The sequence below is a fragment of the Streptomyces sp. NPDC048603 genome (genome assembly GCF_043199475.1).
GTDB lineage: Bacteria > Actinomycetota > Actinomycetes > Streptomycetales > Streptomycetaceae > Streptomyces.
Genome location: NZ_JBICVY010000019.1, coordinates 50,575 through 68,709, shown reverse-complemented (window position 1 = coordinate 68,709; position 18,135 = coordinate 50,575). Strand labels below are relative to the sequence as shown.

General features: G+C 70.2%; 18 protein-coding genes. 6 read left to right on the top strand and 12 right to left on the bottom strand.

The annotated features are described in order from the left end of the window. The first annotated feature begins 974 nt into the window (after positions 1-974). On the top strand, positions 975-1,289 hold the full coding sequence (locus tag ACGFQ9_RS34810; protein WP_393579539.1) for a hypothetical protein: 315 nt from the start codon (positions 975-977) through the stop codon (positions 1,287-1,289). Between the two features lie 13 nt (positions 1,290-1,302). Beyond that, the gene (locus ACGFQ9_RS34805; RefSeq protein ID WP_393579537.1) at positions 1,303-1,878 is read left to right on the top strand and encodes a hypothetical protein; all 576 of its coding nucleotides are present in this window, start codon (positions 1,303-1,305) and stop codon (positions 1,876-1,878) included. A 76-nt stretch (positions 1,879-1,954) separates the two neighbouring features. Here the strand turns inward: ACGFQ9_RS34805 and ACGFQ9_RS34800 are convergent, their stop codons facing one another. From ACGFQ9_RS34800 to ACGFQ9_RS34745, 12 genes are all read right to left on the bottom strand, one after another. Then, positions 1,955-2,407, bottom strand: a complete 453-nt coding sequence (locus tag ACGFQ9_RS34800) for a hypothetical protein (protein ID WP_393579535.1) — start codon at positions 2,405-2,407, stop codon at positions 1,955-1,957. Between the two features lie 272 nt (positions 2,408-2,679). Next, positions 2,680-3,993, bottom strand: a complete 1,314-nt coding sequence (locus ACGFQ9_RS34795) for a hypothetical protein (protein ID WP_393579533.1) — start codon at positions 3,991-3,993, stop codon at positions 2,680-2,682. Positions 3,994-4,376: 383 nt separating this feature from the next. Continuing rightward, a complete protein-coding gene (locus ACGFQ9_RS34790) occupies positions 4,377-6,794 on the bottom strand; it encodes a Helicase associated domain protein (RefSeq protein WP_393579532.1) in 2,418 nt (805 codons plus the stop codon). Next, positions 6,791-7,054, bottom strand: a complete 264-nt coding sequence (locus ACGFQ9_RS34785) for a hypothetical protein (protein WP_393579530.1) — start codon at positions 7,052-7,054, stop codon at positions 6,791-6,793. Before ACGFQ9_RS34785 ends, ACGFQ9_RS34790 begins: the two co-directional genes overlap by 4 nt. Next, entirely contained in the window at positions 7,051-7,395 is a 345-nt protein-coding gene (locus ACGFQ9_RS34780; RefSeq protein ID WP_393579528.1) for a hypothetical protein, read from the bottom strand. Before ACGFQ9_RS34780 ends, ACGFQ9_RS34785 begins: the two co-directional genes overlap by 4 nt. Before the next feature lie 205 nt (positions 7,396-7,600). Next, entirely contained in the window at positions 7,601-7,972 is a 372-nt protein-coding gene (locus ACGFQ9_RS34775; RefSeq protein WP_393579526.1) for a DUF192 domain-containing protein, read from the bottom strand. Between the two features lie 13 nt (positions 7,973-7,985). Next, on the bottom strand, positions 7,986-8,786 hold the full coding sequence (locus tag ACGFQ9_RS34770) for a hypothetical protein (protein WP_393579524.1): 801 nt from the start codon (positions 8,784-8,786) through the stop codon (positions 7,986-7,988). Further along, on the bottom strand, positions 8,783-9,034 hold the full coding sequence (locus ACGFQ9_RS34765; protein WP_393579522.1) for a hypothetical protein: 252 nt from the start codon (positions 9,032-9,034) through the stop codon (positions 8,783-8,785). The genes ACGFQ9_RS34770 and ACGFQ9_RS34765 overlap by 4 nt, the downstream gene beginning before the upstream one ends. Next, entirely contained in the window at positions 9,031-11,244 is a 2,214-nt protein-coding gene (locus ACGFQ9_RS34760; protein ID WP_393579520.1) for a Mucin-19, read from the bottom strand. Before ACGFQ9_RS34760 ends, ACGFQ9_RS34765 begins: the two co-directional genes overlap by 4 nt. A gap of 13 nt (positions 11,245-11,257) precedes the next feature. Further along, positions 11,258-12,619, bottom strand: coding sequence for a replicative DNA helicase (dnaB, locus tag ACGFQ9_RS34755; protein ID WP_393579519.1), 1,362 nt, complete (start codon positions 12,617-12,619; stop codon positions 11,258-11,260). After that, a complete protein-coding gene (locus ACGFQ9_RS34750; protein WP_393579517.1) occupies positions 12,616-13,653 on the bottom strand; it encodes a hypothetical protein in 1,038 nt (345 codons plus the stop codon). Before ACGFQ9_RS34750 ends, dnaB begins: the two co-directional genes overlap by 4 nt. Positions 13,654-14,266: 613 nt before the next feature. Next, positions 14,267-15,010, bottom strand: coding sequence for a GntR family transcriptional regulator (locus tag ACGFQ9_RS34745; RefSeq protein ID WP_393579515.1), 744 nt, complete (start codon positions 15,008-15,010; stop codon positions 14,267-14,269). A gap of 267 nt (positions 15,011-15,277) precedes the next feature. Between ACGFQ9_RS34745 and ACGFQ9_RS34740 the strand changes: the two genes are divergently transcribed. Genes ACGFQ9_RS34740 through ACGFQ9_RS34725 form a run of 4 tightly spaced genes read left to right on the top strand, consistent with a single transcriptional unit; the run spans position 15,278 to position 18,070 of the window. Continuing rightward, on the top strand, positions 15,278-15,697 hold the full coding sequence (locus tag ACGFQ9_RS34740) for a hypothetical protein (RefSeq protein WP_393579514.1): 420 nt from the start codon (positions 15,278-15,280) through the stop codon (positions 15,695-15,697). After that, positions 15,694-16,092: a hypothetical protein gene (locus ACGFQ9_RS34735; RefSeq protein WP_393579512.1), complete on the top strand. Its 399-nt coding sequence runs from the start codon at positions 15,694-15,696 to the stop codon at positions 16,090-16,092. Before ACGFQ9_RS34740 ends, ACGFQ9_RS34735 begins: the two co-directional genes overlap by 4 nt. Next, on the top strand, positions 16,089-17,693 hold the full coding sequence (locus tag ACGFQ9_RS34730) for a hypothetical protein (protein ID WP_393579511.1): 1,605 nt from the start codon (positions 16,089-16,091) through the stop codon (positions 17,691-17,693). Before ACGFQ9_RS34735 ends, ACGFQ9_RS34730 begins: the two co-directional genes overlap by 4 nt. Beyond that, positions 17,693-18,070: an RRQRL motif-containing zinc-binding protein gene (locus ACGFQ9_RS34725; protein WP_393579509.1), complete on the top strand. Its 378-nt coding sequence runs from the start codon at positions 17,693-17,695 to the stop codon at positions 18,068-18,070. Before ACGFQ9_RS34730 ends, ACGFQ9_RS34725 begins: the two co-directional genes overlap by 1 nt. Positions 18,071-18,135: the final 65 nt, after the last annotated feature.

Below are 18,135 nucleotides of genomic sequence, written 5' to 3'. Positions count from 1 at the left end.
CCGGGCATGGCGCCTTCCTGGAGCGGGGCGGTGACGGCGCCAGCTCGGGAGGAATGGTGAGCAGGCTGCCGCATCCCACCAGGTGGTGGGAGTCGCCCTTCAGCATCCTCACGGTGGCTTGCCCGAAGGCTTGCCCAGCTCTTAAGTGGCCGAGATGGGGGCTTGCCCAGCGGGAGGTGCCTGAACCCGTGGGCTTGCCGAAGTCGTAAGCAGCACGGTCCTGATGGTGTTGACCGCGGTCAACACCATCAGGGTCCGAACCAGCTGCGCTTCCCCGGTGGGATATCGCGGGAACGTCCGCCCGAGAGCGCTGCGGGCCATGCAGACGGTGCCAGCGTGTTCATTGAATGGGAGGCCGGCCTGGATCGGGGCACAGCCTCGTCCTCACGCCCGCCAAGACCTCTACCGATAGCGTGCTCGCGGTTCGGCGGCGAAAGTGCCGTCCAGCAGCACCGCGTCGGTCAGCTCAAAGTCTTCAGGGCCAGATTGTCCGATCCAGGTGACGCACGTCCCAGCGGGCCTACTGCTCGGGAGGTGCACGGGCTGGCCGTCAGTGGCCCGGGCGCCGAGCAGGGTGTACACCCGGGCGGACCCCGCGGCCGGGGACGCGGAGCTCGGGACCACCGCGCCGGGACGGGTCGCTCGGCGCTGTCGGCTTCGCCGCCAGAGGCAGATCGCCAGGAGCAGAACCAGGCCGCCGAGGAATTCCGCCGCCGAGCCGGTGAGCAAGTCGTCCAACATGTTGTCCCTCTGTCTCTGTGAATGCGGGCGCGGAAGGGTGCCGGACACCGTCGTCCTGGCTCCCGCCGAGTGGTGGCATCTTGCGGAACCGGTGGGCTAGTCCCGCAAGGAGAGACTCGCGGGGATCTCCAGCGGAACCTGGCCGACAAATTCGGGGGAGTTTCACCGGGCCCGTTCCCGTCTACGGGCGGCGGCCATCGGGCCGTTGAGATACTGGCTGTGTGGTGTGGGCGGTGCAGAGGTTCAAGGACACGCAGCTGGAGCTGACCGACGAGGGCGCGATCCTGCGGAGTCCCTCCGGGTGGCCGGGGTGGGCGATCGAGGTCGACATGGACTGGCCGACCGGGATGGCGAGGCAGGTCCGGGACATCGCGCCACCGCGAACCCGGCGGAACGCTCGTCGGCCCTGCGACGACCCCGAGCTGATCGCGCGGGTCAAGCGAGCGGCTGAGGAGGCACGGGAAGCGCCCGGCAGCTCGATCTGGCTGGTCTCGCTCGCGTTTCCGACGCCCCACAAGAAGAAGGACGGGGGCGCGGCTGCGTGCTGAAGCCATCGCCGTCTTGTACAAGTACGCCCTGCACCTCGGGCTCGCCCCCCGGCGGGCCATCTCCGAGGTCTACGGACTCCCCGTGAAGGGTGAGGGGCATGAGCGTGCGGACTACTCCCGCAAGCTGGAGCGGTGGATCGAGCAGGCCCGTAAGACGGTCAACCCGGCGACGGGCCGAACCTACCTGCTGCAGTACGAATCCGAGCGGGACGCCCCGCGGCAGTGGCCGATCGGCCGAGGGCATCCGCTTGAGCCCCGCCGGGCACGGCCGGCGCGGCCGGAGCCGGTTCGTGAGGGGCCTCACGCAGGTCGGGTGCTGCAGCTGCGGGTGACGCGGACGTCGCCGCCACTGGCCGCCTCGGCGGAGCACCAGGAGAGCCGATCGCGCATGATCGGTCCGGACCTGGTCCTCGATGGAGGATGGTCAGATGGCGGGGAGTTGTCGACGCTTCCAGTGCTGCGGGCGGTCAGCCCGGGGGAGACCCCCCACCGTGTGCACGCCCTGGTGAAGGAACTGGAGGAGCTCTACCCCGGAGCCAAGGTCACCGCCACGGTCACCGCCCAGGCGATGGGGAAACCCGAGCAGTAGGGGTGGATGGTTGGGGGCTCGGTGCGCGAGCCGGCCGTCGCCCTTGACGGCGTACTGATCTGGTCCGGGTCCATGTTCACACCCGTCCCGTTGTGCTCTTGGCTGCAGCCGCCTGGTCGTGCACCTTCTTGATCGCCGCGAAGAAGATGCCCACCAGTTCATCGGGCATCCGGTATCCGTCGACCTTCCCGAAGCCCTTGCCCTGCGGCTGGATGGGGGCTGGCATTTCGTGAGGCCACCACGCGTTGCGCTCTCCACGTTCGAGGACCTGCTTGAGTGCGGCGCTGTGTCCGCGCAGGCTGCTGTCCTCGGTGTCGCGGAGGTCGTCGGCCGATACGTAGCCGTCCCGGACGGCCGCCTCGCGGACGATCTTCTTCGCGCGGTCAGGTAGCTGCCGGTAGTACCGTTCCGCCCGCTCCCGGGTCCATTTGGCGTCGAGTGTGACACGCGCGGCGTGCTTCGCGAGGAACTCCTTCAGGTCGTCGTAAGCCTCGGGCGTCACGTTCGTGATCGTGAGCTGGATGTCCATGAGCGCTTCCTTACAGAAGACGTGGATAGACGTCATGCTGACGAGGACACACGCTACCGACCGCCAACTCGTTTGTATGGCGTTTGCTCACATTCCTTGGAATGAGGAGGGGGTTGGCGCTGAAGGCCGGCTACTCATCCTCCTGAACGTGTTCACGCCTCACCCTCCAAGGGCGAGGCGTGAACACGCGGCTGGCCCGCGGCCGCTCCACGATCTCCAGGGCATGTCCAAGGTGACTGCGAGGGACATCGCCGGCCGTGACTGAGCTGTCGTCACCCAGTGGCCGGGTACGCGGTCAGATCATCTTCCGGGGCAGGGGACAGGGCGAGTCCGGTGTACCCGTTGACGAGGAACGGGGCGACGCCTGGCTGCGTTGGCAGGTCCGCTCCGGTCTGTGCGTCCAGCGCGAGGGGGCCGTCATCCGTCTTGCCGTAGACCCGTCCGTTCCAGACTGCTGTCACTCGCGGGGCGATGCGGTTGGCGGTCTGGTCTGGCAGCTGCCACATCGGTGAGGCTGTGCGGTCGTTGAAGGCCCGGACCTTGTAGAGGTTTCCCAGGTCCCAGGAGCAGACGATGGTGGTCTTCCCGTCGTGGTCGCATCGGGAGCCAGCGAAGTCTTCCGGGACCTCGCGCTTCACCGTGCCGGTCTCAGCATCGAGGAACTGTCGGACCTTGAGGAGGTAGTCGTTCTTGTGTCGTGCCTGGACGAGGAGGAGGTGGGGCCCTGCGGTTTTGACGTCGAGGCTATAGCGGTCGTCACCTCGCCACCGCTCGGCGCCGGTGAGCAGGTCGTAGCCGGCCGCGGCTTCGTAGGTGCTGCCGGTTTCCAGTTCGCCTGCCACGATGTTCTCGGTCATGGCGGTCGCCTTGAACAGGTCCTTGGTCCACAGGACACGTCGGGTGGCGAGGTCGATGCCGTAGGTGGTGGCAGCGGAGAACAACGGCGAGTCGCCGGTGCTGACCGTCACGACGGCCACCGTCTCCGTGGCGCCGACGACCGAGACGAAGTGCGCGCGGCCTTCCTTTGTCCAGGACGGCAGCGCCAGGGGAAGCCTCCAGGCGACCTTGTCGCTGGACGCATCGGTGGCTGTCAGCTCGATGAGTTCTCGGGGAGCCTGGGTTCCCGCTCCCGGCTGCCGTACGAAGAACGGAGTGAGGACCAGCGGATTGGCTCCTGGGGTGATGACCGGAGGAGCGGCGTTGTTCCGGTTGCCCTTGTCGAGGACTCTCAGTGCCTCGGCTGTGGGGGTGATGGTGGCTGTGAGCGAGCCGGTGGTCGTGTTGAAGGCCAGCAGGCGGTCGAGAGTTGCGATGTAGGCCTTGTCCTTGTGGAGAGCCACGGGGATCCGCCCGTCGCCCAGCCAGGTGCCGCGAGCGAAGGTCAACAGCCCCGATGTGGACTCCCAGGGCATGAGGACGCCCGCCTCGGTGTCGAACTTCGCCGGGGGATCGTAGACCGGGCGGGCCGGTATGGCCTGCTTGCCGGTCGGAGCCGGAGGGGCGGAATCGACTCGCTCGGGCTGCTGCGTGCAGCCAGCCACGAAGACCAACGCGAGGGCGGCGATCAAGGTGGAACTGCTGGGCATGCGGACTGCCTTCACGACACGGTGCACCCTTCTCTGTAGCCAAATGATCACCCTATGCCAACGAAACCGTGAACCGCACGGGCGTCTCAAATCGGCGGCTCATGCAAGGGCCACTTCGCCGAATCCCCCTCTGCCGGGAGACCGGCCGAGCGGCACGCCCACGTCACAGGCGCCAGACGTTGAACTTCTCCGTACAGCGCAGGCCGGAGGGCTGCCGGTCAGTCGAGCGCGTCGAGCACCGCCGCAGGTCGGCAGTGCTGGCACTACTCCAAGCCCCGCCAGCGCTCGGCGGGCCTGGTCCTCGCTGGCCGGCTTCATCCACTTGCCCTTGAGGTGGCACTCGCCCGCGCGCCGCCGTCGGAGGTCCGACGGCGGCGCGCTCTCTATGGCCAGCGCATGTCCAGGGCGGACAGCTCTTCGACCCGCTGAACCGAGAGCTTCCCGGCCTTGGCGCGCTGCTGGCTGATCCATGCCCCGAGCCGCACGGTTTCGCCGTCGACCTCCTCGGTGTGGCTGCGCGGTACGTTGAGGTTGCCGACTCGGGCGCGGTACTGGGCAGCCGCCCGCAGGTTGTGCGCCCACGTCTCCTCACGGGTCCGCTTGGCGGGAGCGGAAGCCGCCGCGATGCCGACCGCGGCGAGCAACTCCTGCTGCTCCCCCACCAGCTTCCCGAATCCCTGGCGCTGCGCGGCGATCCAGCGGCCGAGGTCCTCGCCGTCCTCGCCGAGGACGCCAGGCCCTGCCGGAAGCGCGCCGCCGGCGCTCACGTGCCGCTGGGCGAGACGGAAGGCCCGCTGCCAGTCGATGCTCCACTCTGGGCACCAGCCGGGGTCGATCTCCGCGAGGGCGGCGCGGCGCTCGGGGGAGAGCGGCGTCTTCGCCCGGCGGGCGGCCGCGCGCTGGTTCTTCAGCCAGCGGCCCACCGGGTAGCCGTCGAAGTCTGCGTCCACGGGGGCGGCCAGACCGATGCCGGATTCGGCTGCCCAGGCAGCGGCCGCGGCCAGGCCCTCGTCGAAGCGGGCGTCGAAGAGGTTCCAGAGCATGCCGAGCTTCTCCAGCTGCACGATCCGGCCGCCGTCGAGAGCGCCGGCTTTGTAGTGGCGCCGGCAGTCGGCGATCCAGACGCCGAGCGGGAAGCTGGCGGGCGACCAGTCGTCGGGGGTGCGGAAGCCGTACGGGACGCGGAGGTCGTCGTGTTCGGCCCGGTAGCGCTGGGCGGCCTGGAGGCCGCGGCGCCACTGGACCCGCTCGGGGTTGAGGACCCGCAGCTGGACGAAGCTGGCCAGCTGGCCCGCGTCGCGCGGCTGTGAGAACCGCAGGAGCTCGCGGGCCGGGGAGCTCACGGTGGCCTGCTCGTCGTCCGGGGTGCCGTCGTGGTCGGCGGGCCCGGCGCCGGGGGCGTCCGTGCGCGCGGGGGTCGGGTTGCCGGGGTTGGTGAGCTGCTCGATTCGGGCGTCGTGGGCGCGCAGCGCGGCGAGGAGCTTGGCCAGGCCCGCGTACGCGGGGGAGGTGAGCATCGACTCCGTGGTCTCGCCGGTGGCGAGGAAGGCGGGCACGAGGAGGGTGGCCATCTTGCCCTCGCCGGGGTGCATCCGCAGGGCGCGGCCGACGGCCTGGACCAGGTCCGGCATCGAGCCGCGGACATCACAGAAGATCACGCCCTCGCATTCCCGGGTGTCGACGCCCTCGCCGAGGACCTTCACGCTGGCGATGAGGGAGAGCCGCGCATTCTGTCCGCTGTCGGTCAGGCCGGCCGCGAACTGGGTCAGGACGTTGCGCCGGTGGGCCGGCTTGTGCTCGCCGTGCAGCCACTGCGCCCAGACGCCGGTGTCCTCGAAGGGCTCCGCTTCGCCGTCCTCGCGGCGGAGGTCGCGGGCCTTGCCGGGGAGGCCAACGGCAAAGGCTTCGGCCTCGGACACCCGCTGGTGGAAGGAGAGCACCCGGCGCAGGCCCTCTTCCTCGGCGGCCTTGAGGGTGGCCACCTGAAGGGCGCCGAGGCGCAGGCCGCGGACGGTGTCGGACTCCTGGTCGGCGGCCAGGAGCGCGGCGTTGAGCTGGTGGTCCTGCACCTCCACGACCACCACCTGGTACGGCGCGACGATTCCGGCCTCGATCGCGGTGTCCAGCGGCAGGTGGTAAGCGACGCGGCCGAACAGGCCGTCGGGGTCATCGGTCATGGAGGCGACGAGCTCTTCGCCGTCCTCATCGTCGCCGTCGCCCGCGGCCCAGATGCGGGGAGTGGCGGTCATGTAGAGGCGCGCGGCGGCCGGGATGCGGGCGTTGTCGTGGACGACGGCCCAGGGCTTGCCCGCCCGGCCGCTGGTGCGGTGCGCCTCGTCCACCACGATCAGGCCCCAGGGGGACAGGCCGACTTCGTGGGCGGCCTCCAGGATCCCGTTGCCGAGGGAGGCGTACGTCGCGAAGACGGTGACGCTCTCGTGCGCGGTGAGCCGCACCAGGGTCTGCGGGTCGGTGGTGTGCGGGAAGCCGGTCTCGTGGGAGTCGAGGGAGGACACCCCGACGAAGGCGCCACGGCGGCCGCCGTCCCGCCAGGCTCGGGCTGTTTGGTCGAGGAGGTCCAGGGAGGGGACCAGGACCAGGACGCGCTCCCCGCCGACCTGTTCGGCGGCGCGTACGGCGACGAGGGTCTTGCCGCTGCCCGTGGCCATGATGACCTGGGTGCGCAGGCCGGTGGCCGGGGGCTCGGCGGGGGAGCAGGGGGTGAGTTCCTCGACCGCGCGGGCGAGGGCCTCGCTCTGGTGGGGGCGCAGCGGCGGGGGAGCGGTGCGGGTGTCGGTCATGTGCTCGCCTTGCTCTCGGGTTCCGGGCCCTGGGGCCGGGAGGCGGTCGGGGTGGAGGAGCTGTGGGCGTGGTCGGGGCAGAGGTCGCGGCCGTCGCGCAGCCTGCGCCATCCGCGTGCGCGCAGCCAGGCGCGGAGGGCCCGGTGGTGGGGCATCGTGACCGGAGCGAACCATTCTCGGGCGCATTCGGCGTCGCCGTCGCCGGCCTCGGTCTCGCCGGTGTGGTCGCAGCGGATGGTCGGGATGTTTCCGGCGGTCACGGCCGCGACTTCCCGGCCCAGACCGCGTACTCCTGGCGGACGTAGCCGCGGGAGTCGGCCGCCCAGGCGGGGTGGTCGGTGGCGAGGGAGCCGGCCGTCGTGCCGTTCGTGGTGTCGAAGGCGATGAGCTTGTCGACGCTCCTCTGGAGTGCGGTCTGCACCTTGCCGTCGGCGGGGTCGGCACCCAGGGTCTGCCGGTCGGTGAGGGCCGCGTGGCGCAGCAGCCAGTCCCGCTCGCCGATCCGGCCCGCGCGTCGCAGGCGCATGAGCTCCTCGGTCTCCTCCTGGACGTGAGGGGCGTTGACGTAGGCGGCGTCGAAGGGAGGCGGGAGGTCGGTCATCGGCTGCTCCGTTTCGGCAGGGCTCGCGGGGGAGTTGCGGGTCAGTCCGGCAGTCCGTCGGTCACGCCGGTCTCGGTGGTCTGTGCGGTGCGAGTGCACCGCCACCACAATTATGCATTCTCCTTGAATGCCTTTCAAGAGAATGCATATTTGCGGGTGGATGACCCCGGGCAACCGCCCCGGGCCGCCACATCTCCACACCTGGCTAGGGGGTGTCCACCTGCGCAGGACCCTGCTGCAGCTCCACCACGCTCCCGACGTGCAGGCCCCAGGCGGCCATGGCGCCGGCCTCGGCCTCCAGGACGTGGCCGGAGCGGAATCGCGGGAGGCCCAGGCGGTTGGGAGGCATAGTGGTCATCGCGATGACGCGGTGATGCCGGTCCAGGAAGGCGACGTCGATGGCGAACCGCATGCGGAAGGTGTGCACGCTGCCGGCCGGAGTGAGCAGCAGGGCCCCCGCGATCCCGTCCCGCCCGAGCAGCCCCCGCGTCCGGGCCCGGTAGGAGGCGGCCACTTCCAGCTCCACCTCCACCGGACCGCTCCGCAACTGCCCGCTCCCGTCCCGCCACTTCACCATGCGGCCACCCTAGTTAGGGCTTCCAGGCCCGGATCTCCAGCCCGACGATCGGCGTACCGGGCTCGATGCGGTCGTTGTCGACGAGCCACTTCTGCACGGCGGCCGCGACGTCCCCGCCGGCGGCGTCGACCAGGGCCTTGAACTCGGCGCCGTCGAACCCTTCCTCGCCCGAGCCCGGGCCGCCGCGGTTGTCGGCGTAGGCCCGCTCCTCGGTCCCATCGCGGCGCTGGACGACGTTGCGGCGGACGCCGGGGGAGTCGGCCCTGCGGCCGGCGTCGTGCTTGAAGGAGCCCTTGCGGGCCCGGACGGTGAAGGCGATCTTCCCGCCGTTGGCGGCTGCGTCGTCGACCACGGGCCGCAGCCGACCCGCTCCGGAGGAGATGTGCTGCTTGCCGGCCTTGGCCAGGGACGACGACCAGGCCCTGAGCGGCTTCCCGTCGGCGCCGATGACCGGCTTGCCCTTGGCGTCCTTGACCGTCCGCTCCGCCCGCACCCGGGCCTTCCCGCGCACACGGGCCTTGTAGCCCTCACGGTTCAGCCGCGGCTGGACGTGCCCGGCGGCCAGCGCCTTGAGGCTCGCGAGATCCCGCGGGCCGCCGGCCTGCACCTCCTGGACCACGGCCCGCAGCGCCTCCACCATCGACGCGCCCTTGTTCTTGGTGAAGAACTGGCTGACCAGGGACGGGTTGCGGCCGAGGATCTCGCCGACCTGCTTCCGGCTGAACCCGGCTCGCGCCAGCTCGTCGGTGAGCCGGGCGGCCTCGTTGCGCTGCGCGCCCCGGCCGCCCGCCGGCTTCCTCCTGCGCGGTGTCACGCTGCCACCTCCTCGTCCTCGTCTTCACACTCGTGGTCGGCGTACACCGGGCTGTCGTCCTCGAACTGGTCGTCGCCTTCGTCACCGCAGCCGTGGCACCGCCACTCCGCGCTCCAGGTGACCGCGCCGTCCCGGCCGCAGTCGTGCTCGGAGTGGACGGTGTCCTCGTCGTCCCACATGGCCTCGCCCGAGGCGCCACAGGCCGGGTGCTCCCACTGGCCGCCCCAGACAACGTCGGCGCTGCTCACATGCCCTCCGCTTCCAGCGCCTGGCGGCCCAGGCCTTGCAGGTAGTAGAACTCCTCGTCCGTGCGCGGGGTGGTCTGCTCCCAGGGCATGCGGCCCTTGAGCAGGTAGTCGCCCGGTTCCCCGCCGTACTCCCAGTCGACCGGCGCCGAGGTGTAGATCGCGTCGGTCCGGAACGCCAGGATGCTCCCGGCCGGAAGGTGCAGCGCACCGGCCTTCACCGGCTTCCCGGTCGACGGGTCCTTCGAGCTGGTGCTCACCGAAAGCAGCGCCGCCCGGGCCGCCGACCACACCCCCGCCGCCCACTCCGGGTGCGCGTACTGATCCCGCGCGAACCCCTGGTTGCGCTCCCAGGTGACGTGGGTGTCCGTGATGCCGGTCAATCGCGCACCGTCCGGCAGGTCCGGCACCGCGCCTCCGGCGCCCAGCTCCAGGGAGCCGGTCGTGATCCGCGGGCGCTGCGCGAACGTGCCGATCCCGTACAGCAGGATGCTGCGCACCGCGCGAGAGGCCAGGCGACAGGCCTGCTTCTGCTGCTCGTCGCCGTGCATCTCGGCGATGGCCCGCAAGGAACGCCAGGCCTTCTGCAGCTTGGTGCTCCAGCTCTTGAGCGGGTCACCGGACTCCCACAGCAGGCCGTCGAGGATCTCGATCCGCCACGGCGCGATCGGGTTGCGCAGCGCGAGATTGACCTCGGCGCCTCCCGCCCAGGTGACGAAGGTACGGCCGCCCTCGTACGGGTAGTGCCAGGACCGCTCACCCGGCGCCGGCGCCGGGAGCAGCCCAACGTGGCTCCACCCCTGCGGGATCGTCACCCGCACCTGCCAGTGCGACGGCGCGAACAACGCGTTCGTCTGCTCCTTCTCGGTCATCGCCGCGAAGGCCGCAGCGGTGATCCTCCTCGGCACGCCGACACCGGACGCCCAGGTGTGCTTGGCGTAGGCGAAGGTGCGGTCGACCTCGTACCAGCCGGGCACCCGCTCCGGCACGCGCGGCGGCGTGAACAGCTCGGTGCGGCCCTGACCGGCGGTGGCGTGGAGCAGACCACGGATCTCCTGCGACATGACCGGGAAGCCGTCCGCCCACTTCGCGCCGGCCTTGGTCGGGATGGTCCTCGACCACAGGTCCCGGCCGGTCTGCGACGGCGAGCCCATGAGGACGACGTCCTCGAAGTGCGGCCGCAGCGCCTTCCACAGCTCGACGAACGCGGCGCGCACCGTCGCCGGGTCGGCGCCCTCGGGGTCGAACCACTCGCCGACGCTGCGGATCTCGGTGTGCTGGTCGCCGCGCTGCCACCGTCCGACCGGGTTGCGGGGGTGGACCAGGTGGCCGGCCTGGCGGTCCTTCCCGCGGGAAGACTCCACCGTCCAGCCCTCCGGAAGCGGGCCGTTCAGCCAGGCTGCGACGGCGTCCTTCAGGAACTCGTGCCGCTCGCTGCCCTGGTGCCACGGGTCGCCCGCGGTGACGTAGATCCGCTCGACGGTGGCCGGGGCCTCCGCGTACACGGCGGTGAGGACCTCCGCCACCGAGGCCTGGCCGAGGTCCAGGCGGACCGTGCCGCCCTGCCACACCAGGACGCCGGTCGCAGCGTCGAGGAAGGCCATCGCGCGCGCGGCCTGCTTGAAGTTCGGCCGCTTCGACGCGAGACCGGGCTCGGCGCGGAACCAGCTGTCTCCGTCGTCACCCTCGGGAATCGAGGGCAGGACGCGCTCGGCCTCTCCCGACCCGGTGGCAGCGGGGGCCGGTGCGGCTTCGACCTGGTTGGACCCGGCCGGTTCCTCCCGGCCGGTGTCGGCGTCGGTGGACGCGGCGCCGAGGCGGGCGACAGCACCGGCCGGCTCGGCGGGCCGGGCTTCATCCGCCGACGGCGGCGCGACCATTTTCTTGATCGGCTCAGCGGGCGCCTGAGCGGCCAGCTGATCAACGGTGACGGATTCGGTCGCGGGCGGCCCCGCGGGCGCCTCAGAGGCGCTCTGAGGGGCCAGAGAGGGCACTAGGGCCACGATGTCGATCACGGAAAGGCCGGCGGCCGTCGCGATCCGGTCCGACGTGGCCTTCGCGTATTCGCCGAGCTGCCGGATCTTCTCGGCGCGGCTGTCGTGCAGCTTGCCGATCCTGGCCTGGAGCTGCGTCAGCTCGCGCTCCAGGGGCTTGAGTTCGTCGCGTACGGCCCGCAGCTCGCCGAGGCCGGTGGAGAATTCCTTGCTGTTCATGTCGTGGTCCCCCTCAGGTGCTGGCCATGTCGACGAAGCGCGAATAGTGGCCCTGGAACGCGGTCGTAATCGTGGCGGTCGGGCCGTTTCGGTGTTTTGCAACGATGAGGTCGGCTTCGCCCGCGCGTGGCGATTCCTTCTCATAGGCGTCCTCGCGGTGCAGGAGGATGACCATGTCCGCGTCCTGCTCGATCGCGCCGGACTCCCGCAGGTCGGAGACAACCGGCTTCTTGTCCGTCCGGTGCTCGGATCCGCGGTTGAGCTGGGACAGGGCGACCACGGGGATCTGCAGCTCCTTGGCGAGCATCTTCAGGGCCCTGGAGATGTCGGAGACCTCCTGCTGACGGCTTTCCGGACGCCGCCCGGCGCCGGACTGCATCAGCTGCAGGTAATCGATGACCATGAGCTTGAGTCCCTGGCGCTCTCGGAGCTTTCGGGCCTTGGCCGTGATGGTGATCAGGTTCAAGTTGGCGGAGTCGTCGATCCACAGGGGAGCATCCATCAGCTCCGTCGTCGTTCGGTCGACCTTGGCGCGCAGCTCGTCCGGCAGGATCGCGTGATTGATGTGGTGCAGCGGAACCATGGCCTGGGCCGAGATCACTCGGCGGGTGATCTCGCGCCGGCCCATCTCCAGGGAGAAGAACACGGAAGGCTGTCGGTCCCTCAGGGAGCAGGCCCGCACAAAGTCCTGAGCGAGGGTCGACTTGCCCATCGCCGGGCGGCCGGCAACAACAACCAGCTGCCCGGGCTGAAGACCACCTGTCAGCGCATCGAGGTCGGTGAAGCCGGTGCTGATCCCGCTGAGCTTGCCAGCGTTGGCCGCCCGCTCCTCGTAGTCGTCGTGGAAGTCCTCCAGCGCTGGACCGAGCAGGCCCAGGCCGTCGTCCTCATCCTCGTCGACTGCCGAGAGCAGGGCCAGCTGCTGCGCGGCGATGAGCTCGCTGGCCGTTCCTTCGCCGCGCAGAGCGGTGTTCAGGGTGGTACGGGTGGCGACGATGACCTGCCGTACCGACCACGTCTCGCGAACGATCTCCGCGTAGAACCTGACGGAGCCAACTCCGAACATGAAGCCGGTCAAGGTGAACAGGTAGGCGCTGCCGCCGACCCGGGCGCTCTCGCCCCGCTGAGTGAGCAGGGCAGAGAGCGTGATGGGGTCGGCGGCCTCTCCTTTCAGGTACATCCCGACCGTGGCCTCGAAGATCGTTGCGTGGGCCGGCTTGTAGAAGTGCTCCGGCTTCAGGACTTCGACGGCCTCGGCAATGGCTTCCCGGGACATCAGCATCGCGCCGAGGACCGCCATCTCGGCGTCGAGGTCGTGCGGCGGGGCGGCACCTTCAAGGCCGCCCCGCTGCTCAGGGAGTTCGAGTTCCTTCACTGGCCCACTCCGGCAAGGGCGATCGGGCTGCAAGTCCAGCAGTCCACATATTCGTACTGATCGTTGTAGCGCTTGCGGTCATGCTGGCCGCAGTCCCCGCACCACTCGACAGCAGCGGCACTCCGCTCGGTCGGCGCGGTGGAGCGATCGGCATGCTTGTGCAGGTCGGTCCACCCGCGCGGAGCCATCTCCTGGACCCGGTCGCACAGCCACCAGGCAGGAAAGCCGTCGGTCAGCAGCTCGGCGGCTGCGGAGCGGATCGTACCGAGGGCCTTACTGGTGATCGGCCTGCGGAGCGCCTGCCTGTAGGCAGACACGACCTGATCCGCCTCCTCGGCTGCCGTCCGCTGGGCGGGAACCACCCCGTGGTTTTCCGGCGCAGCCAAAGTCTCTCTCTCCGTCACGACAGCACCACCCTCAACGGGTGCCGCATCGAGCGCACCCCCCTCTTGAGAGAGAGATTCTTTAAGAGAAGAAGGAACCGCCGCACCGGTGCGGCCACCCTGGCCGCATCCATGCGGCCACCCTGGCCGCACCGGTGCGGCCACCCCCTCCTCAGGGGTAGCCGCACCCATGCGGCCACCCCCCTTGGGGTTGCTGGCGTGCTGCTTCGCCTTTCGGGCAGCTCTCGCTTCCCGCTCGGCCTGCCGCTTCTCGGCCCGGGCGGCGGCGCGCTCGTCCCACCGCTCGTGGTCGAGCAGCCGGTACAGGCTGGGGATGTTCACGCGAGGGTTGCTGGGGTCCGGGCGCCGCTCTACCTCAAGCAGCCCCTTGTCCTCCAGCCGCTTCGTGGACCGGTCGACGGTGTCGACCGAGCGCCCGATGCAACGGGCGAGCACCTTGCGCGTCGGGATGTCGTCGGCGTCCGGACCGTCGACGGTCTCACGGGTTCCCTGGTCGGCGAAGGAGGCGATGGCCGCGTAGAGCGCCTTGTCCACAGGTTCGACGCTGCCGTCGCGTGCGAGCAGAGCGTCGAACTTGATCCAGTCGATGGCGGCCGCGCTGACGACCCGGGGGATCAGATCGTGGCCCATACCGCCCCTCCCGGGATGAGGGCGGTGGGACGGATCGCTGCGGACCCGGGGTGCACAGGTACGTGCACGGCACACCTCCTAGTGGATGTTGTGCCGTGAACTCTCCACATGCGGGCTTGCCCGAAGGCTTGCCCGCTGCTCGGAAGGCCCAGGTGGCGGGCTTGCCCATTCCCGCGCTGCGTGGGCAGGCCAGCACTGGGCAAGCCAGGGTGCGCCGGAACGGGAGCGAACGGGCGGGAGGGTCGCTGAGAGGTGCGGGGTACAGCCGCCGTGGCGGCCTTGTTCAGGTGTGACACATACGGTCCCTTGTTCAGGGAGCCGTGGATCAGCTGATCAACTGTGTGACTCAGGCCACTGGGCAAGCCTGTCTGGGCGGGCCCGGGGGTCGTTGTCTATGCTGTTGGGTAGGTGATCGATGGGCCCTGGTGGTCCAGGCACCCAGCGCGGTCACCGCGCTGACCACGACTCCGTGTGCTTGCCGGCTGGGGAGTCGCTTTCGACGGCCGTCCCTGTGCTACCAGGGGCGGCCGTTGGTCTTGCTAGGAGTGCTGATGCATAGCGGGATTCTCCGGTTGGGTCTCATTCATCTGGGGACAGCCGCGCCGATGCCGGCTCACAGGTCGAACTCGTACTCAAGGATGTAAGCGCGCGAGTCGAGGGTCATTTCGTTGACTTCGACTGCCCGGCCGTCTGCGGTGAACGCTGTTCGGCAGATCTCGATCACCGGTGTGTCGGCTGCGATGTTCAGGCTGGCGCATTCATCTGGTGAGGGCTTGCGTACCCGCAACTCCTCGCGGCAGCGGGTCGGCTCGGCGTCGAGCTCGGCGAGCCGGGCAAACGTGCCGCCGGGGCCGGTGTCCGTATGAGTGATCGCGGTTCCGGCCACCAGCTCGTCCGGCAGGTACGACGTCGACAGCAGGACGGGCCGGCCTTCCACGACATGTCGGCGAGACCGGGCGAAGGCTCGCTCGCCGGCGCCGAGTTGCAAGACCTCGGCGATCTCCGCGGAAGGTGTCACTGCGCCCAGGACGTGGTTGTCGGTGGTGAGGGGCCGGGAGTCGTCGGCGGAGAAGATCGACTTGCCCGCGCTCCACAGGTCCCGTGCCACACGGGCGATCCCGCGGCGGCGGATGGGAGTGAAAGGCGGCAGGACGAAGAACCCGGCTCCCCTCCTCGACTCGACAGTGCCGTCCTTCTTCAGCTCATTCAGGGCCTGACGTGCGGTCATCGCGGCGACTCCGTACCGGACGGCGAGGGGATTCTCGCCGGGGAGCCGGTCACCCGGTTCGTACTCGCCCAGACGAATCGCCTCTCGCAGAGCATCAGCGATTTCCAGGAACTTCGGTTGCTTAGTCATTCCGCCAGTCATCCCCTCTCCTACCTCGCTAGCGATCCTATGCCGAAGCATGCCGCAGTTCGGCACGGCTGCCCTGTACGACACGAGCATACATCGCTAGTGAGGTGTTGACATCTATAGCGAGGTCACGTTTTCCTTGTCACGTCGCTAGCGAGGTCCGATAGGGCCGGAGCAGAGCGGCATAGGCACCGCCATGCCAAAAACGGCCCCCGGGATTGCGCCCCGGGAGCCGTCGCACAGGCCGTCCACATCTGAGGAGAACGACCCGTGAACACCATCTTCGCAGCCAGCAGCCGCACGACCCGCCCGCAGGGTCTGGAAGAGGTCGAGATCCTGCGCCAGCTGCAGCTGATGACCGGCGTGAGGCCGGTCGACTGGCTGGCCCCGCTGAATGAGTCGGCCGACCAGCAGGCGGCGCGCCTGGAGTTCCAGGCCGACGTGATCCTCGGCATCGCCGAGCGCGACCCGAAGACCGCCACCCGCGTCGCCGGGCTGATCCGCCGGCTGACGGGCGAGCCCGAGGCGAAGCAGACCGACCGCGTCTTCGGCCCGGTCCCCGCGGACCCCCAGCCGAACCGCTCCGCCTCCATCCCCTTCCCGGTCACCATCGCGCTCGTGGCCTCCGTCCGGAAGGGCAAGTCGGTGCCGGCGCTCGTCTTCACAGGGCGGGAGGTGCAGGTCGCATGAGCACCAGCACCCCGCGCGGCCTGCCTTTGAAGGTCCAGGCCCTGGTGACGACGTGGTCCATCACCGCCTTCATCCTCTTCGGCGCCGGCTGGCTCCTGGGCCTGGAGGCGACCTGGTGGCAGCGCGTACTGCTCGCGCTCCCGGTCGCTGCCCTCGCCTACCTCGACAGCCGTGGTCACACGCCCATCGTCGAGATCCGCGCCCGCGTGACCCGGCTCCTCGCCGAACTCGGCGCGATCCAGCTGCCCTTGGCCGTGGCCGGCGGTGCCTGGCTCCTCGGCCTCACCCCCGGCGTCGCCGAGCGCATCGGAGTCTGCCTGGTCATCGCCCTCGTCGCCGCCCTGTACCGCTACGCCCCGCACGCGGCCACCCCGACCGCCGGAGGTACCCCGTGAGCCTCACCGACTTCCGCACCGCCCGCCGCGAGGACAACGCGGCCGAGGCCGAGCAGAACCGCCGGAACGAGGAACTGCGCGCCGACCTGGGCCTCCGGGCGCAGCAGCAGGCCTTCGAGCAGGAGATGGCGCGCGGCGCCGCAGAGCAGGAGGTCAAGGACCGCGAGGCCGAGCGCAGCCTCAAGGCCAAGGAGGCCGAGGCCGCCGCCAAGCTCGCGAAGGAGAAGGCCGACCGGGCCGCAAGGGCGACGGCCGACAAGGAGAAGCGGCGCGAGAAGGCCCGGCGCCGCAAGGAGGCCCGCGAGCAGCTCGCCGCCCGGCTGAACGCCGCCCCGGCGTGGCTGGCCGAACACCTCGACCTGGCCGCCGCGCTGGCCGTCATGGCCTGCAGCATCGTGCCGGCCCTCATTTCGCAGGCCGCCTCGCTGACCGGCACGGGCATCCTCGTCGAGATGGGGTGGACCGCCTACCTGCTGGTCGCCCTGCTGCCGGTGATGCTGGAGTGCTCCGCCTGGGCGGCCACGGCCGGCGAGGCCAAGGCCATGAAGCAGGGCCGCTCACCCTGGCCGTACCGGATCGCGATCTACTCCTTCGCGAGCCTGGCCGCCTGGATCAACTGGCTCCACGGCCACCAGGTCGGCGGCGAGAAGTACGGGACCATCCTGGGTGCGGTCCTCGCCGCTTCCTCGATCATCCCGATCGCCGTCTGGCAGCTGGTCCAGCTCGGCCGGCACGAGGAGTTCCGGGCGCAGATGAAGGCCGACCGGGTCCGGCGCAAGGACGTGAAGACGACCCGGGAGGAGCGCCAAGCGCTGCTGCCGGCGGTGTGGGCCACCGCGAAGCGGCTGCGGGCGATCGCAGGACACGAACGGCTCTCGGAGGACGAGGCCTGGCACGCCGCCTTCGCCGTACACGAGGGCACCGGCGAGGACTCGCTGCCGGAGGAACTGCTGCGGCACCTGTCGGCCGACATGCTCGGGCTGCGGGTGGACGCGGAAGGCCGTCTGGCGGAGGTCCTGGAGGACCTCGCGGACGCACGCCGCATGCGCCTTACCGCTTCCGCGAAGGTGTCCGCAGTGGCGGCCGAGAACGTCCCTGACGAGTCCGTGAAGCCGGTCGCGGAAGAGCCTGCGATCCTCCCCACGCGGGTCTTCGCCGGAACCCGTGACGGACTCGTAGAGGGCCCGGCGAACGCTTTCCGGCGGAATGGATCTTCGCAGGTCAACCCGTCCGTCCCCCCGCCCGCGCGCGCACCCGAGAAGGCACCCGCGCGGAAGCGTGAAGCCGCAGCCGCGAGCGCGAAGCGGAAGTCGGTGACGGCCCCGCTGCGGAAGCTCTCGCCAGCCGCTCGGCGAGCTGCCGCGGAAACCGCGAAGAGCTACGACGCGAACGAGAACGCCGCGGTCGAGGAGTGGATCCGCAGCGAGATCCGCGACGGCCGGATCCCCACCGCAAAGGGCATCACGGCGGAGACGATGCGGCGCCGTACGGACATCCACGGCGACAAGGCCATCGAGCCGGGCAAGTCCTGGGTCTACGAACGCCGCGCCGCGGCCAAGAGGGCCTTCAGCAACACGACGGCCGACCACAGGAGCCAGTGATGCCCCGGTCCAGTGCCCGCTACGACGACCCGGAGGGCGAGCAGTTCGGCCTCCCGACCTGGCCCTGGAAGCTCGGCCCTGACCCCGACGTCATGGCCACCTACCGACAGCTGCGGGTCCGCGGGCTGCGCCCCGGAGGCCAGCCCGTGGCCGGCCAGCTTGGGTGGACCCGCCAGGGATCCCCGATGTTCGCCGCCCTCTACCTGGTCGCGCTGGCCAAGCCGAAGCGGCCGATGACGGAGGCGCGATGGGTCTCGATCCGCAAGGCGGTGGCGGCCCGCAGGGTCTGCCCCGAGTGCAACTCCGAGAAGGACTACGAGATCCCCAAGCGCTACGGGGTCTGCAACGACTGCCCCGGCGGCGCGAACGCCGCCTGACCCGAACACCTTCCCTCAGAGCGCGGGGCGGGGCCTGCCGGTCTCAACCGACCAAAGCGACGGCC